Below are 14,411 nucleotides of genomic sequence, written 5' to 3'. Positions count from 1 at the left end.
TCGAGGGTGGTGAGCCATCCGACCCCGGCCGCCGCGTGCGGTGGTCGGCTGACGGGCGGAATGCACGAATGTGCCCCGCTCCGACAATTCGCCGCAGTGGCATGAGGCGCAGTCCTGGCATGTATTCGCCGGGGCCGCGGGAATCCCCGAAGTGCACTGCACGCCGAGGTGAGAGCGTTCTTCCCACCTCTTGTCGTGATGTCGACGCTGATCTGTGCGCATCACGATTCCGTAACCAGAGCTTTTCTGCCGGGCACTTCGCCGGTATCTTGGAAAGCGCTACACCTGCAACGTTGCAACTAGATGAGCGAGGCAATGATGACTCAGCTGTCCCCCCGCAGAACCCTTGGCCGACGCAGCGTGCTCGGCGGTGGCGCGGCCCTGGCCGCGGCGACCGCCACCGGGTGCACCTTCTTCTCCACCGAGCCGGATGCCGGCGGCGGCGCGGGATCGGGCACCGACGCGGACCTCGACGTCATGGAGTCCCCGATGCTCACCGAGCGCGTCGACGCCGGCGAGCTGCCCCCGCTCGAGGAGCGCATCCCCTCGGACCCGCTGGTCGTCGATGCGGCGGAGATCGGCAGCTACGGAGGCACGATGCGCTCCGTGACCATCGGCCCCGGCGATCGCACCTCGATCCTGCGCCTCATCGGCTACGAGCCCGGCCTGCGGCGGGACGCGATGCTCGAGTCCACGGTCCCGAACGTCTTCTCGGCGGTGGAGCAGGCGGACGAGGACGGCATGGTGTACACGATCTCGCTGAGGTCGGGGATGAAGTGGTCCGACGGCGAGCCCTTCACGGCGGACGACGTCGTCTTCGCCATCGAGGACGTCTACGGCGACGAGGAGCTGCACCCGTCGCCTCCCGGGTGGCTGAGCATCGGCGGGGAGAAGGCCATCGCCGAGAAGGTCGACGACGTCACCGTCACCCTCACCTTCGCGTCCCCCACGGGCCTGTTCATGCCCGGCCTCGACCGCAACATGGACTGGCCGCCCTACTTCCCCAAGCACTACTGCCAGGACTTCCTGCCCGCCTACAACGACGATCTCGACGCGAAGGTCGAGGAGGCGGGGATGGAGGTCTGGACGGACCTGTGGAACGACCAGATCGCCATCGAGGGCGTGTGGAAGAACGTCGAGCTGCCCACGCTGTTCGGCTGGGTCTGCACCACCCCCCTCGGCGAGACCGGGTCGGTGGTGCTCGAGCGCAACCCGTACTTCTGGAAGACGGATGCGCAGGGGCGGCAGCTTCCCTACGTGGACACGCTGTCCTTCGAGGTCGTCGCCGATCCCGAGGTGATCACGCTGAAGACCACCGACGGCGAGCTGGACATCATGTTCCGCCACGCCAACAGCTCGTCCAACAAGCCCGTGTTCGCCGATGCGGCCGAGAGCGGCGGCATCCGTCTGGTGGACACGACGGCCACGTCGATGAACTCCATGTGCATCGCGCTGAACCTCGCCCACAAGGACCAGGCGAAGGCGGAGCTGTACCGCAACAAGGACTTCCGGATCGGCCTCTCGCACGCCATCAACCGCGAGGAGATCATCACGGCGGTCTGGCAGCGCCAGGGCGAGCCCTGGCAGTGGGCGCCGCACGCGGACTCCCGCTTCTACGACGAGGAGTTCGCGAAGCAGTACACGGAGTTCGACGTCGACCTCGCCAACGAGCACCTCGACGCGGCCGGCCTCACCGAGCGGGACTCCGACGGGTTCCGCACCATGCCCGACGGCGACACCCTGACCATCACCCTGGACACCCCCAACGCGATCTTCCCCGAGTGGCCGCCGGCCGCCTCGATGATCTCGACCATGTGGGGCGAGGTGGGCATCCGCATGAGCGTCAACTCCCTGGACCGCACCCTGTTCTACGACCGCAAGACCGCCGGCGCCAACGAGATCGACGCCGGGATGTGGGGCGGGGACGGCGGCCTCGCCGTCGAGGACATCGACCCGCGCTGGTACATGCCCTTCTCCGACGAGTCCGTCTGGGCGACCCCGTGGGCCGCCTACTACAACTCCCGCGGCGAGGGCGGCGAGGAGCCGGTCCCCGCGGCGCTCGAGCAGATCGAGCTGATGTGGCAGCACGCCGAGACCCCGGACGAGGAGGAGCGCACGGCGATCTTCCAGCAGGTCCTCGACATCGCCAAGGAGGAGTTCTGGGGCATCGGGCTCAGCTCGTCCCCGAACCCGTACTGGGTCGTGAAGAACCGGGTCCGCAACATCATCGAGGGGGTCCCGGACACCTGGGTCTACATGACGCCGGGTCACGCGAATCCGGAGACCTGGTTCCTCGCCGAGGGCGCCTGATGGGGCGCTACCTCGCCCGGCGGATCCTGATCATGATCCCGACGCTGTTCGCGATCTCGATCGCCTCGTTCGTGATCATCCAGCTGCCGCCGGGGGACTACGTCTCCACCCTCGTCGCGCAGTACGCCGCGCAGGGCGATCAGATCGACTCCAGCCGCATCGCGGCGCTCCAGGAGCGGTACGGGGTCAACGACCCCATGATCGTGCAGTACTGGAAGTGGATCTCCAACATCCTCCTCCACCTCGACTTCGGGGAGTCCTTCTCCTGGAAGATGCCCGTCACCGAGCTGCTCGCGGACAGGCTGCCGCTGACGATCATGCTGTCGATCTGCACGATGCTGTTCATCTGGGCGGTCTCCTTCCCGATCGGGATCTACTCCGCGCTGCGTCAGTACAGCGTGGGCGACTACGCCTTCACGCTGATCGGCTTCATCGGCCTGGCCACCCCGAACTTCCTCATCGCGCTGGTGCTCATGTACTTCGGGATGACGTACTTCGGCACCGGTGCCGGCGGTCTGTTCTCCCCGGAGTACCGCGACGCCGCATGGAACCTCGGCAAGGTGCTCGACCTGCTGGGCCACATCTGGATACCCCTGGTGGTGTGGGGCACCGCCGGCACCGCGGGCATGATCAGGATCCTGCGCGCGAACCTGCTCGACGAGATCCGCAAGCCCTACGTCACCGCGGCACGTGCCCGCGGGGTCTCCGAGGCGAAGCTGACCGTGAAGTATCCGCTGCGCGTGGCGATGAACCCCTTCTTCTCCACGATCGGCTGGGTGCTCGCAGGCCTCATCAGTGCGGACGCGATCGTCTCGCAGGTGCTGAACCTCCCCACGATGGGCCCGCTCCTGCTGGACGCCCTGCGCTCGCAGGACATGTACCTGGCGGGATCGATCGTGCTGATCAGCGCGACGCTGACCGTGATCGGCACGCTCATCTCCGACCTCCTGCTCGGATGGCTGGACCCCCGGGTCCGCCTCGGTGCACGCTGAGAAAGGGCTCTCGACATGACCGAAGCCACCCAGACACAACGGCTGCCCGAGGCCGGAGCGGACGCCGCCGGACCGGAGGAGCCCGGACGCGGGGCGACGGACGCCGAGGTCGCCGTCGCCTCCCAGTGGAAGCTCACCTGGTGGTCCTTCCGCCGGCACAAGCTCGCCATGGCGGGCGCGATCGTGACGCTCGGGTTCTACCTGGTGGTGCTGTTCGCCGGCTTCCTCGCCCCCTACGCGAGCAGCCACTACAGCCCGGAGCACACCTACGCCCCGCCCCAGCGGCTGCACGTGCTCGACGACGGCGAGCTCGGCCTCTACGTCCATCCGCAGTCGGCGGAGATGGATCCCTCGACGCTCGCGCTGACGTGGACCACGGACACCACGCAGAAGACCGAGCTGGGACTGTTCGTCCGCGGCTCCGAGTACCGGATGCTCGGGGTCATCACCTGGGACCGCCACCTGCTCGGCCCCGTGGACCCCGACGGCGAGCCCGTGTACCTGCTCGGCGCGGACAAGAACGGCTACGACATCCTCTCGAGGATGATCCACGGCACCACGGTGTCGATGACCATCGGCCTCGTCGGCGTCGCGATCTCGCTCGTGATCGCGGTGATCCTGGGCGGCCTGTCCGGTCTGCTCGGCGGGATCACCGACACGATCATCCAGCGCATCATCGAGTTCCTCATGTCCCTGCCGGCGATCCCGCTGTGGATGGCGCTGGCCGCGGCGGTGCCCGCGACCTGGAACCCGCTCGAGCGGTACTTCGCGATCATCCTGATCCTCTCGCTCATCGGATGGACCGGCCTCGCCCGTGAGGTGCGCGGCAAGTTCATGTCGGTGCGCGAGGAGGAGTACATCACCGCCGCCCGGGTGGACGGCGCAGGGCATGGCCGCCTGGTCGTCCACCACATGCTCCCGCAGTTCACCAGCCACATCATCGCGGGGCTCTCGCTGTCGATCCCCGCCATGATCCTCGCCGAGACCTCGCTGTCCTGGCTCGGCCTCGGCCTGCAGGCCCCCGTCGTGAGCTGGGGCGTGCTGCTGCAGGAAGCCCAGAACGTCCGCGTGATCACCGACGCGCCGTGGATCATGATTCCCGGCCTCGCCGTGATCGCCGCGGTCCTCGCCCTCAACTTCTTCGGAGATGGACTTCGCGATGCCGCCGATCCCTACAAGAACTGACGCCGCCCGCGACGACAGGGTCGCCGCGAGGGATCCGCTGCTGCGGATCCGGGGCCTGAAGACGCACTTCGAGACCGCGGAGGGCCTGGTCAAGGCCGTCGACGGCGTGGATCTCGAGATCCCGCGCGGCAAGACCGTGTGCGTGGTCGGCGAGTCCGGCTGCGGGAAGTCGATGACCGCCCGCTCGATCCTGCAGCTCGTCGAGCGCCCCGGCCGGATCGTCGACGGCACCATCGAGTGGCGCCCGGACGCGGACTCCGACGAGGTCGTCGACGTCACCGGGCTGTCCCCGAAGGATCCCCGCCTCACCTCCCTGCGGGGCGGGGAGATCGGCATGATCTTCCAGGAGCCGCTGGCGTCCCTGTCCCCGATGTACACCATCGGCGCGCAGCTCTCCGAGGCCCTGCGCATCCATCGCGGGCTGTCGAAGGCCGAGGCCCGGGAGCGTGCCATCGACATGCTGCGCGTGGTGGGTATCCCCCGCCCCGAGCAGCGGATCGACGCCTACCCGTTCCAGCTCTCGGGCGGCATGTGCCAGCGCGTGATGATCGCGATCGCGCTCTCGTGCGATCCGAAGCTGCTGATCGCCGACGAGCCGACCACGGCCCTGGACGTGACCACCCAGGCGCGGATCCTGGACCTGCTGGGCGACCTCCAGCAGGCCAGCGGGATGTCGATGCTGTTCATCACGCACGACATGGGCGTGGTCGCCGAGATCGCGGACGAGGTGGTGGTGATGTACCTGGGACGCGTCGCCGAGCGTGGCACCGTCGAGCAGATCTTCAACGACCCCAAGCACCCCTACACCCGCGCACTGCTGCAGTCGATCCCCACCGGCGGGAAGACCGACGGGGTGCGTCGGCCGCTCACCGCGATCCGCGGGATGATCCCGCACCCGCAGAACCGACCCACGGGGTGCCCGTTCCACAACCGCTGCGACTTCGCGGTCCCCGGGGTGTGCGACGTGCAGCTGCCGCCCACGGCGCTGTTCGACGACCACCACCTCGCCAACTGCCATCTCTACGACGAGCAGGGGGACGGCGTCCATCCCGGCGCCGCGGTGGACGGCACCGTGCTCGGGGCGTCCTCGGCACCGACCCCCGGGGAGGAGCCCGCAGCGGCGGGCGACGACCGCACGACGCCCCGGGCCGAGGTCCGGGAGCGGGACGCGGCGCCTGCCGAGGACGGCGCGCACGCGGCGGAGGCCGGTGCACCGCTCATGCGGGTGCGTGACCTCACCAAGCACTTCCCCCTGAAGAAGGGACCGTTCTCCCGCTCCCACGGCGTGGTGCACGCCGTGGACGGGGTCAGCTTCGACGTGCGGCCGGGGGAGACCCTCGGCCTCGTGGGCGAGTCCGGCTGCGGGAAGTCGACGCTGGGACGCACGCTCGCCCGGATCCTCGATCCCACCTCGGGCACGATCGAGTACACCGGGCGGGACGGCCGCACCGTCGACATGGCCGGCATCTCCGGGCCTGAGCTCGCGCAGTACCGCCGCGACGTGCGCGTCATCTTCCAGGACCCCTTCTCCTCCCTGAACCCGCGGATGAACCTGGAGCAGCTGGTGGGAGAGCCGCTGCGCAATCACAAGATCGCCAAGGGCACCGAGCTGCGGGACCGGGTCGCCGAGATGCTGAAGACGGTGGGGCTGCGGCCCGAGTACCTCAAGCGGTACCCGCACGCCTTCTCGGGCGGTGAGCGCCAGCGCATCAACATCGCCCGCGCGCTCATCACGGAACCGCGCCTGGTCATCGCGGACGAGGCGGTCTCCGCCCTCGACGTGTCCGTGCGGGCGCAGATCCTGAACCTGCTCGACGAGCTGCAGCAGGAGTTCGACCTGACCTACCTGTTCATCAGCCACGACCTGTCGGTGGTCGAGCACATCTCCGATCGTGTGGCCGTGATGTACCTGGGGAAGATCGCCGAGCGCGCCGAGACCCGCGACCTCTACGACACGCCCCAGCATCCGTACACCGAGGCGCTGCTGCACGCGGTCCCGCTGCCGGATCCGGCCCTGCGCGGCTCGCACCACGGCTTCGCGATCCGGGACGAGCTGCCGGATCCGGCGAACCCGCCGGCCGGCTGCCCGTTCAGCACGCGATGCCCGTACGTGAAGGAGGAGCGCTGCCGCGACGAGGTGCCCGTGCTGCTCCCGGTCCGGAACGGCACACACCGCGTGGCCTGCCACTACAGCGACGAGCTCGAGCTCGTGGGCGTTCAGGAGTCGCGATGAGCGCGGGCGAGGCGACGGTGGGGGCCGGAGGGCCCGCGCGCGAGGCCGCCCCGGGGGCCGGCACGCCCGCGCACGGGGCCGCGGTGGGAGAGGCGTCGTCCGCGCCCGCCCCGCCTGCGCCGTCCCCGGGACTGGTCGACGCCGAAGCGGACTTCAACACCTGGACGTTCTGGGCGGAGGCGGGCCCGCAGGAGCAGGACCGCCAGCGGGAGCGGCAGCGCGGACTCGTCGAGGCCGGTGCCCGGCTGGGCGAGCGCTGCGTGGTCTCGGAGTGGGCGGCCTGCTACCCGGACCGTCTGGTGCTGGGTGCGGGCTCCTATCTGGCCGCCTTCACCTACGTCACCGGCGATGTCGAGATCGGCGAGCACAGCTCGCTCAACGCCTACTCCGTGGTGCGGGGCACCGTGCGGATCGGCGAGGGCGTGCGGATCGGCGCGCACAGCTCCGTGCTGGGCTTCGACCACACCTTCGCCCCCGAGCTGCCGGTGCGGAAGCAGCCGCTGACCAGCCGCGGGATCACGATCGAGGACGATGTGTACATCGGCTCGCACGTGGCGGTCGTGGACGGGGTCACCATCGGCGCGCACAGCGTGATCGGCGCCGGCGCGGTCGTGACCAAGGACGTCCCGCCCTGGTCGGTGATGGTCGGGAACCCGGCGCGCAGGATCCGCGACCGTCGCGGAGACGCCGCACCGACGGCGGGGGACGCGGCCGGGGAGGCGCTGCGGCGCCTCGCGGAGCGTGCCCGGCAGGACAGCGGCGCACTCCTCGCACGCTGCTGGGACGAGGCGGAGCAGGCCTTCGTCGACACCCCGGGGGCGCCCGCCACGGTGCGCGCGCTGTGCGACGCGGTCGAGATCGCGGACCTGGTCGGGGACGGCACCGTCCCGGGCCTCACCCGCGAGGAGATCGTCGAGGACCTCACCTCGCGGCAGGATCCGCTCACGGGGCTGATCCCGGAGCGGGGCGCCGCCGATGTGGCCGTCGACGCGCGGGAGCTGGGCGGAGGGCCCATGCGCTACCACGTGCTGAGCGCGGGGTACGCCCTGGACCTGCTCGGGGCGCGCTTCCCGCACCCGGTGCGGATCATCGACGAGCTCGACGCGGAGGCGATGCTCGAGGCGGTCGCCGCGCAGCCCTGGGATTCCAGGGCCTGGGGCGCCGGCGACTGGGTGGACGTGGTCGGCACGGCATTGACCTGGAACCGGGAGTGGTTCGGGCTCCACGGCGCCGCCGAGGCGCTGCTGGGCTGGCTGCATCTGCACGTCGACCGGCGCTCGGGCACCTGGGGTGCGCCGCAGGCGGCCGACGGGCTGCGGCAGCCCGTCAACGGCTGGTACCGGCTCACGCGCGGCACCTTCGCGCAGTGGGGCCTGCCCGTCCCGCACCCGGAACGCGCGATCGACACCGTCCTCGCCCATGCCCAGGATCAGCGGCGGTTCGGTCCAGGCCGTGCCACCGCCTGCGACGTCCTGGACATCGCGCACCCGTTGTGGCTGGCCGGCCAGCAGACCTCCCATCGCGCCGACGAGGTGCGGGAGTGGGCACGCGGCCAGGCTCTCGCCCTGGAACGGGCATGGGCGCCGGGGTGCGGGTTCGGCTTCGCGCAGCGCAGCGACGGCGTGGGCCCGGCGATGCCGGGCCTGCAGGGCACCGAGATGTGGCTCGCGATCGGCTGGTACCTGGCGGACCTGCTCGGGGTCGCCGGATCCCTCGGCTACGAGCCTCGTGGGGTGCATCGACCGGCCCCGAGGTGAGCCGCGCGGGCGCTCCGCCCTGCGCCGAGATCGACGGTCGGACCAGTGACTCGGGGTGATCCTGGTCCGAACGTCGTTCTCGGTGCCGGGTGCCGGGCGCCGGTCGCGCCCCTGCCGTCAGGTGCGGGCGGTGAGTGCGGTGGACTCGCGCAGGCGCACGTCGCCGCGCACGTGGACCTCCGTCGCGGCGTCCGAGCCCGCGCCGGACCCGTCGGACGATGTCCCGTCGGTCGACTGCGCCGCGGCCCCGGTCGCGGCACCATCTGCGGTCCCGACGGCTCCGCGTGCCCCGTCGACCGCCGGCGCCGCGGCCCCGCCGGTGCGGGCGGCGGCACTGCCCAGCACCCACTCCACGGCCTGGCGGGCCATGTCCGCCAGGGGCAGCGCCACCGTGGTGAGCGTCGGGTTCGCGTCCTCCGCGCCGGGGACCCCGCCGAACCCGGCCACGGCCACCTGGCCGGGAACGTCCAGGCCGCGACGGCGCAGCTCGCCGAGGGCGCCGAGCGCCATGACGTCGGCCGGCGCGAACAGGCACAGCGGCTGGTCTGCCGTGCCCGCGCCGGCGTCGGAGCCGGCACCCGCTCCGGAGCCGGCGTCCGTTCCGGCCCCCGCGGCGAGGTGCTCGGCGACGCGGGCGGCGAGCGCGTGGCCGCCGTCGCGGGTGAGGCTCGCCGAGATGCTGAACTCGGGCTCGATCCCCGCTTCGGTGAGCGCGGCCACGAACCCGCCGGTGCGGTCCCCGGCCGAGGGGATGCCGGCGATGCCCTCCACCACGGCGAAGCGGCGGTGTCCCTCGACGATCAATGAGGTGGCGAGCTCGTGCGCGGCCGCGGCGTTGTCGGTCACCACGGTGCGGCCCACACCCAGGGACTGGCCGAGCCCCACCACGGTGCCGCCGTTGCGCTCGAAGCCCTCCAGCAGCGTGCTGATCGCGGCGTCGGAGTCGTTGCCGTAGCGGTGCGTGCCCACCAGCACCAGCGCGTCGACCTGCTGGGCGATGAGCGAGCGCAGCGCGCGCACCTCGGTCTCGAGCTCGCGGTCGGTCTGCGTGAGCAGCACCTGGGACTGCGAGGCGAACACCTGCTGCTGCACCTCGCGCGCGATGGTCGCGAAGTAGGGATCGGCGATGTCGTGCACCACCAGGCCGATCAGGCCGGAGCGGGAACGGGCGAGGGCCTGGGCCTGTGCGTTGGGGACGTAGCCGAGCTTTGCCGCGGAGAGCTGCACCTTCTCGGCCACGGCCTTGCCGGGCACGCGGGAGGAACCGTTGAGCACGCGGGAGGCGGTGGCCAGGGAGACCCCGGCGTCCTTGGCGACGTCGCTGAGGCGCACTGCGGGCATCTGCTCTCCTTCGTCCGGGGCGGCCGGGCTGGCCGGGAAACGCTGTCCCGTGCGTGCCAGCATAACGACGCCGCCGCCCCGGGGTGCCGGGTTCGGGCGGAGACATCGCGCACGCTCCGCAGGAGGCGAGGTGCGCGCTCGCGCGAAGGCGACGTGCGCGGCCGTCGCGGTGCGGACGCGCGCCCGGTGCGCGGGAGACGCAGGCGACGTGCGCGGCGGGATCCCGGACCTCAGGCGGAGACGTCCCGGGCGCTGCCGTCCACCGGGTAGCGCGGCGGCTCGCCGTGCACCAGGCGGTGCACCTCCTCGAGCGCGGCCGCACCCATCCGGTGCAGCTCGTTGCCCTGGGAGCCGGCGATGTGCGGGGTGATGCTGGCCAGCGGCGCGTCCCACAGCGGGTCGTTCTCGGCGAGGTCGTCGTGCACGTCGAGCACGGCGGCCAGGCGCCCGGAGACCACCTCGTCCCGCAGCGCGTCCACGTCCACCAGGGCCGGGCGCGCGGTGTTGACGAAGGTGGCGCCGTCCTGCATCAGGGCGAGCAGCTCGCGGCTCACCATGCCCTGCGTGGAGGGGACGTCCGGGGCGTGCAGGCTCACCACGTCGCTGCGGGCGTACAGCTCCCGGGGCTCCACCTTCGTGGCGCCGAGCGCCGCGACCCGCTCCGCACTCGCGAACGGGTCGGTGATCAGCACCTCGAGGTCGAAGGGGCGCAGCAGCTCGGCGACCAGCGCGCCGATCCGTGAGGCGCCGATGAGGCCGACGACGCCGCCGTGGTTGCCCAGGCCCGCCTCGGGCAGCGCCGCCCGATGGCGGCGGGTGCGGCGGTAGCGGTGCTCCTGGGCGAGGGACCGCTTCCCGGCGAGCAGGATCTGGGCCAGGGTGAACTCCGCGACCGGAACCGCGTTCGCCTCCGTCGCGGAGGTGACCAGCACGTCCCCGCGCTCCCACACCGCGTCGGTGACCACGAAGCGCACGGTGCCGGCGGTGTGCACTATCGCGCGCAGGCGCGGCATCCGGGCCAGGGCGGCGGCGTCGACGGGACTCGATCCCCAGCCCGTGATCAGCACCTCCACCTCCGCGAGCTCCTGGTCCGGTGCGGCGGCGAGAGCGGGCACGGTGTGCTCGGGGTCGAGCCCGGTGAGCGTGTGCAGCCGGGCGAGCTGGTCGGCGTCGAACATGCGGCAGGGCAGTCCGGCCGGCATCGCCAGCAGCGCCCTCATCGGGCGGCCTCCTCGCCGGCGGCGATCAGGGCGCGCAGGGTGTCGGCTTCGCGCCGCAGCAGGGCCGGGTCGTCGCCCGGCACGAACTCCAGCAGGGCGTCGCGCTCCGAGCCCTCGCCGGCGAGCAGGGCGAACGCCCGCTCCCACAGGGCGGTGCGCTCGGCCAGCGGATGCCGCTCGGCGCGCGGCCACCACGAGAACACGTGGATCGTGGAGGCGCGGGGCAGCACCCGGCGCAGCGTCTCCAGCGCCTCGGCGTCCTCCATGCCCTGGTGCGGCTGCCAGTAGGAGAGCACGTTCTCGCGGCCGATCTCCTCCAGCAGGTGCAGGGTCGAGCCGATCTCGTCGGTGAGCGTGCCGCCGTGGAACTCGAGGCCCACGTCGATGCCGTGCGCGGCGGCCTCCTCGGCGAAGCGTCGGATGCGGTGGGCGATCCGGGCGCGCTCGGGCGCGGTGGCGTCGGCGGAGCCGGTGCGGCCCGCCCACACCCGGATCCGCGGGGCGCCGAGAGCCCGGGCGGCGGCGAGCACGGCCGCGCCCTCGGCACGGTCCGCGTCCTCGTCGACGCCGTCGAAGCGCAGGTAGGAGCCGTAGGAGGCGACCGCGAGGCCGGCCTGCTCGGTGAGCGCCCGTGCACGGGCGGCGGCGTCGGCATCGCCCGGCGGGACGTGCACGTCCCCGGCCCACTCGATGCACTCAAGTCCCGCGGCGGCGGCATGGTCCACGACGGCGGCGACGTCCAGATCGCGGAAGGTGACCGAGCACAGGCCTGGTCGGAGCATGGGCGGTTCTCCTGGGGTCGGGGCGACATCGGCCGACGGGAAGCGTTTCCCCAAGCCTACTGGACGGTGCGACCCGTGCGGAGCCGCGGGGGCGCCCGCGCGACCCGTGCGTGGCCGCGGGAGCGCCCGCGACCGGGCACCGCTGCGTCCCGACCCCCGGCCCCGGCATCCGGCCCTGGCATCTGGCCCTGGCATTCGACACCCAGACCCGGCATACGGCACCCGGCCCCGGCATTCGACACCCGGCCCCCGGCCCCGCCCCGGTGGACGAAACGATGCCATGCGTGCAAGGACGCGACCACGTGCTCCCCGGCGACTGTTCCGGCTAGGTTGTGCGGCGGGGCGACGACGACCACAGGAGGGCCCGATGAGGACGACGACGGCGAACGAGAACGCCTCCGCGACGACGGACGACGACCCCCGCCCCAACGTGCTCCTGCTGGTCACCGACGATCAGGGGGCGTGGGCGCTCGGCTCGCAGATGCCCGAGCTGCACACCCCCGCCCTGGACCGGCTGCAGCGCGAGGGCACTACCCTCGACCGCTTCTTCTGCGCCTCGCCGGTGTGCTCCCCGGCGCGGGCGAGCATCGCGACCGGCCGCATGCCCTCCGCGCACGGCGTGCACGACTGGCTGAGCCCGGAGGCGCTGGCCCGCGCCGAATCGCCGCGGCCGCCGTACTCGCCGGACTTCCTCGAACGCGCCGACGGGGCCGACTCCCTGGGCGCGATGTTCTCCCGCGCCGGCTACCGCTGCGGGATGGTGGGCAAGTGGCACATCGGCTCCTCGCACACCCCCGCGCCGGGGTTCGAGTACTGGTGGGCGCACCAGCTCGGCGGCGGCCCCTACTACGGCGCGCCGATCTGGGCGCATGACGCGCAGACCGGCCGGCCCGCGGTGCCCGCCACCCCCGCGCACGAGCCGGAGCACCTCACCGAGGCGATCACCCGCCAGAGCCTGGACGCCCTGCGCAGGTGGGACGAGAGCGGGGATCAGGCGCCCTTCTTCCTGCAGGTCAACTGGACCGCGCCGCACGATCCCTGGCTCGACGGCAACCATCCCGAGGAGCTGCTGGCCCTCTACGACGAGACCGACTTCCCCTCCGTGCCGCGCCCGTCGGCGCATCCGTGGTTCAGGTCCGAGGGGATGCCCCGGGCGGCGTCGGACCGGCACGGAGCGCTGGCCGGGTACTGCGCGGCGGTCACCGGCGTGGATCGCAGCATCGCCGCCCTGCTCGCCGCGCTCGAGGTCCGCGGCGAGCTGGAGAACACGATCGTGCTGTTCACCTCGGACAACGGCTTCGCCTGCGGGCACCACGGGTACTGGGGGAAGGGCAACGGCACCCGGCCGCTGAACGTGTGGGAGCCCTCGATCCGGGTCCCGTTCATCGCGCGCTGGCCGGGTCGGATCGCCGCGGGCGCCGTGGAGAGCCGTCCCGCCTCCGCCGTGGACCTCTACGACACGCTCGCCGAGCTCACCGGGGCCACGCCCCGCCCGGACCCGCTGCGCGCCGGGCGCTCCCTCGCGCCGCGCCTGCTGGGCACCGAGAGCGACGAGGAGGCGGCCGCGCCGATCGTGATCCACGACGAGTACGGGGCGCTGCGCATGCTGCGCACGGAGCGGTTCAAGCTGGTGCTGCGCCGCGAGGGCCCCACCGAGCTCTACGACTTGGCCGAGGATCCGGGCGAGGAGCGGAACCTCGCCGACGAGCCCCGGCACCACGGCACGCGGGAGGCGCTGCGCGCGCAGCTCGAGGCCTGGTTCGCCCGACGGGAGGACCCCGCCCTGAGCGGCTGGAGGGCGGAGGTGGACGGCCTGGGCCAGGGCGCGCCGCTGACGTGAACGACGTGCCGCCCACATGAAAGTCCTCTCATCCGCATCTGGCGGAGGTCTCATGCCGCTGCGGTGTTCTTGGCTCACTGGCACACACGGCGCGGCAGCGCCCGGAGAGAGGAACACCCCATGAGGAAGAGGACGATCTGGACCGTCGCGGCGGGCACCAGTGCGGCAGTGCTGATGCCCGGCGTCGCCTACGCGCTGGTGAGCGGTGGCTCGTCCGCCTCCGCCGACCGCCCGGGCGTGGTGGCCGACGAGGCCGGGAACCGCGCCGACGACAGCGCCTCGGCGCAGGGGGCGGCCACCGAGGGCGTCTCCCCGGCGCAGGTGCCGCCGGTGGAGACGATGACCTCGGCCGGTTCGGCCGACGTGCGCGGCGATCTCACCGCCGCCACGGCACCGACCGCAGCCAGTGCGCCGACCGCCGTGTCCGCGCCGACCGCCGTCTCCGCCCAGTCGGCCGTCACCGCGGTCTCGGCACCCAGCGCCGTCACCGCGGTCTCGGCGCAGTCCGCGCCGTCCGCCCAGAGCGCGCCGTCGGCCGTCACCGCGGTCTCCGCACCCAGCCCGGTGTCCGCCCAGTCCGCGCCCTCGGCGCAGACCGCCGCCTCGGCGCCCTCCGCGCCCTCCGCCCCGCCGGCCCAGAGCGCGGCGTCCGCCCCGTCGGCGCAGTCCGCGCCCTCGCCGGTGTCCCCGGTCTCCGCGCAGAGCGCGGACTCGCCGCAGTCCCCGGGCTCCGCGCGCTGAGCCTCCGGTG

General features: G+C 72.5%; 10 protein-coding genes. 7 read left to right on the top strand and 3 right to left on the bottom strand.

What is annotated here, in order from left to right:
* Window positions 1-315: 315 nt before the first annotated feature.
* The 5 genes from DWV08_RS12175 to DWV08_RS17310 are packed head-to-tail and all read left to right on the top strand — an operon-like array spanning window position 316 to window position 8,477.
* Window positions 316-2,310, top strand: coding sequence for an ABC transporter substrate-binding protein (locus DWV08_RS12175; protein WP_162801563.1), 1,995 nt, complete (start codon window positions 316-318; stop codon window positions 2,308-2,310).
* Window positions 2,310-3,302: an ABC transporter permease gene (locus DWV08_RS12170; protein ID WP_115414040.1), complete on the top strand. Its 993-nt coding sequence runs from the start codon at window positions 2,310-2,312 to the stop codon at window positions 3,300-3,302. Before DWV08_RS12175 ends, DWV08_RS12170 begins: the two co-directional genes overlap by 1 nt.
* A 15-nt stretch (window positions 3,303-3,317) precedes the next feature.
* Window positions 3,318-4,487: an ABC transporter permease gene (locus DWV08_RS12165; protein ID WP_115414039.1), complete on the top strand. Its 1,170-nt coding sequence runs from the start codon at window positions 3,318-3,320 to the stop codon at window positions 4,485-4,487.
* Window positions 4,450-6,720 carry an ABC transporter ATP-binding protein gene (locus tag DWV08_RS12160; RefSeq protein WP_115414038.1) on the top strand — a complete coding sequence of 757 codons (2,271 nt, stop codon included), beginning with the start codon at window positions 4,450-4,452 and terminating at the stop codon, window positions 6,718-6,720. Before DWV08_RS12165 ends, DWV08_RS12160 begins: the two co-directional genes overlap by 38 nt.
* Window positions 6,717-8,477 (top strand): acyltransferase, encoded by a 1,761-nt coding sequence (locus DWV08_RS17310; protein ID WP_115414037.1) that lies wholly within the window; start codon window positions 6,717-6,719, stop codon window positions 8,475-8,477. The genes DWV08_RS12160 and DWV08_RS17310 overlap by 4 nt, the downstream gene beginning before the upstream one ends.
* A 117-nt stretch (window positions 8,478-8,594) precedes the next feature.
* Here the strand turns inward: DWV08_RS17310 and DWV08_RS12150 are convergent, their stop codons facing one another.
* The 3 genes from DWV08_RS12150 to DWV08_RS12140 all read right to left on the bottom strand — a co-directional run bounded on the left by DWV08_RS12150 (window position 8,595) and on the right by DWV08_RS12140 (window position 11,820).
* A complete protein-coding gene (locus DWV08_RS12150; protein ID WP_115414036.1) occupies window positions 8,595-9,818 on the bottom strand; it encodes a LacI family DNA-binding transcriptional regulator in 1,224 nt (407 codons plus the stop codon).
* 230 nt (window positions 9,819-10,048) lie between these two features.
* Window positions 10,049-11,038 (bottom strand): hydroxyacid dehydrogenase, encoded by a 990-nt coding sequence (locus DWV08_RS12145; RefSeq protein ID WP_115414035.1) that lies wholly within the window; start codon window positions 11,036-11,038, stop codon window positions 10,049-10,051.
* A complete protein-coding gene (locus tag DWV08_RS12140; RefSeq protein ID WP_115414034.1) occupies window positions 11,035-11,820 on the bottom strand; it encodes a sugar phosphate isomerase/epimerase family protein in 786 nt (261 codons plus the stop codon). The genes DWV08_RS12145 and DWV08_RS12140 overlap by 4 nt, the downstream gene beginning before the upstream one ends.
* A gap of 367 nt (window positions 11,821-12,187) precedes the next feature.
* Between DWV08_RS12140 and DWV08_RS12135 the strand changes: the two genes are divergently transcribed.
* Window positions 12,188-13,660, top strand: a complete 1,473-nt coding sequence (locus tag DWV08_RS12135) for a sulfatase-like hydrolase/transferase (RefSeq protein WP_115414033.1) — start codon at window positions 12,188-12,190, stop codon at window positions 13,658-13,660.
* A gap of 120 nt (window positions 13,661-13,780) precedes the next feature.
* Complete coding sequence (locus tag DWV08_RS12130) at window positions 13,781-14,401, top strand: hypothetical protein (RefSeq protein WP_115414032.1); 621 nt, start codon at window positions 13,781-13,783, stop codon at window positions 14,399-14,401.
* The last annotated feature ends 10 nt before the right edge of the window (window positions 14,402-14,411 follow it).

It is taken from the genome of Brachybacterium saurashtrense, from assembly GCF_003355475.1.
In the GTDB taxonomy this organism is placed as follows: Bacteria; Actinomycetota; Actinomycetes; order Actinomycetales; family Dermabacteraceae; genus Brachybacterium; species Brachybacterium saurashtrense.
This window is presented reverse-complemented; position numbering and strand designations above follow the sequence as displayed.

Excerpts from the sequence above, each read along its gene's own strand:
- DWV08_RS12175 (WP_162801563.1), top strand. The coding sequence starts at position 316 with ATGATGACTCAGCTGTCCCCCCGCAGAACCCTTGGCCGACGCAGCGTG.
- DWV08_RS12170 (WP_115414040.1), top strand. The coding sequence starts at position 2,310 with ATGGGGCGCTACCTCGCCCGGCGGATCCTGATCATGATCCCGACGCTG.
- DWV08_RS12165 (WP_115414039.1), top strand. The coding sequence starts at position 3,318 with ATGACCGAAGCCACCCAGACACAACGGCTGCCCGAGGCCGGAGCGGAC.
- DWV08_RS12160 (WP_115414038.1), top strand. The coding sequence starts at position 4,450 with ATGGACTTCGCGATGCCGCCGATCCCTACAAGAACTGACGCCGCCCGC.
- DWV08_RS17310 (WP_115414037.1), top strand. The coding sequence starts at position 6,717 with ATGAGCGCGGGCGAGGCGACGGTGGGGGCCGGAGGGCCCGCGCGCGAG.
- DWV08_RS12150 (WP_115414036.1), bottom strand. The coding sequence starts at position 9,818 with ATGCCCGCAGTGCGCCTCAGCGACGTCGCCAAGGACGCCGGGGTCTCC.
- DWV08_RS12145 (WP_115414035.1), bottom strand. The coding sequence starts at position 11,038 with ATGAGGGCGCTGCTGGCGATGCCGGCCGGACTGCCCTGCCGCATGTTC.
- DWV08_RS12140 (WP_115414034.1), bottom strand. The coding sequence starts at position 11,820 with ATGCTCCGACCAGGCCTGTGCTCGGTCACCTTCCGCGATCTGGACGTC.
- DWV08_RS12135 (WP_115414033.1), top strand. The coding sequence starts at position 12,188 with ATGAGGACGACGACGGCGAACGAGAACGCCTCCGCGACGACGGACGAC.
- DWV08_RS12130 (WP_115414032.1), top strand. The coding sequence starts at position 13,781 with ATGAGGAAGAGGACGATCTGGACCGTCGCGGCGGGCACCAGTGCGGCA.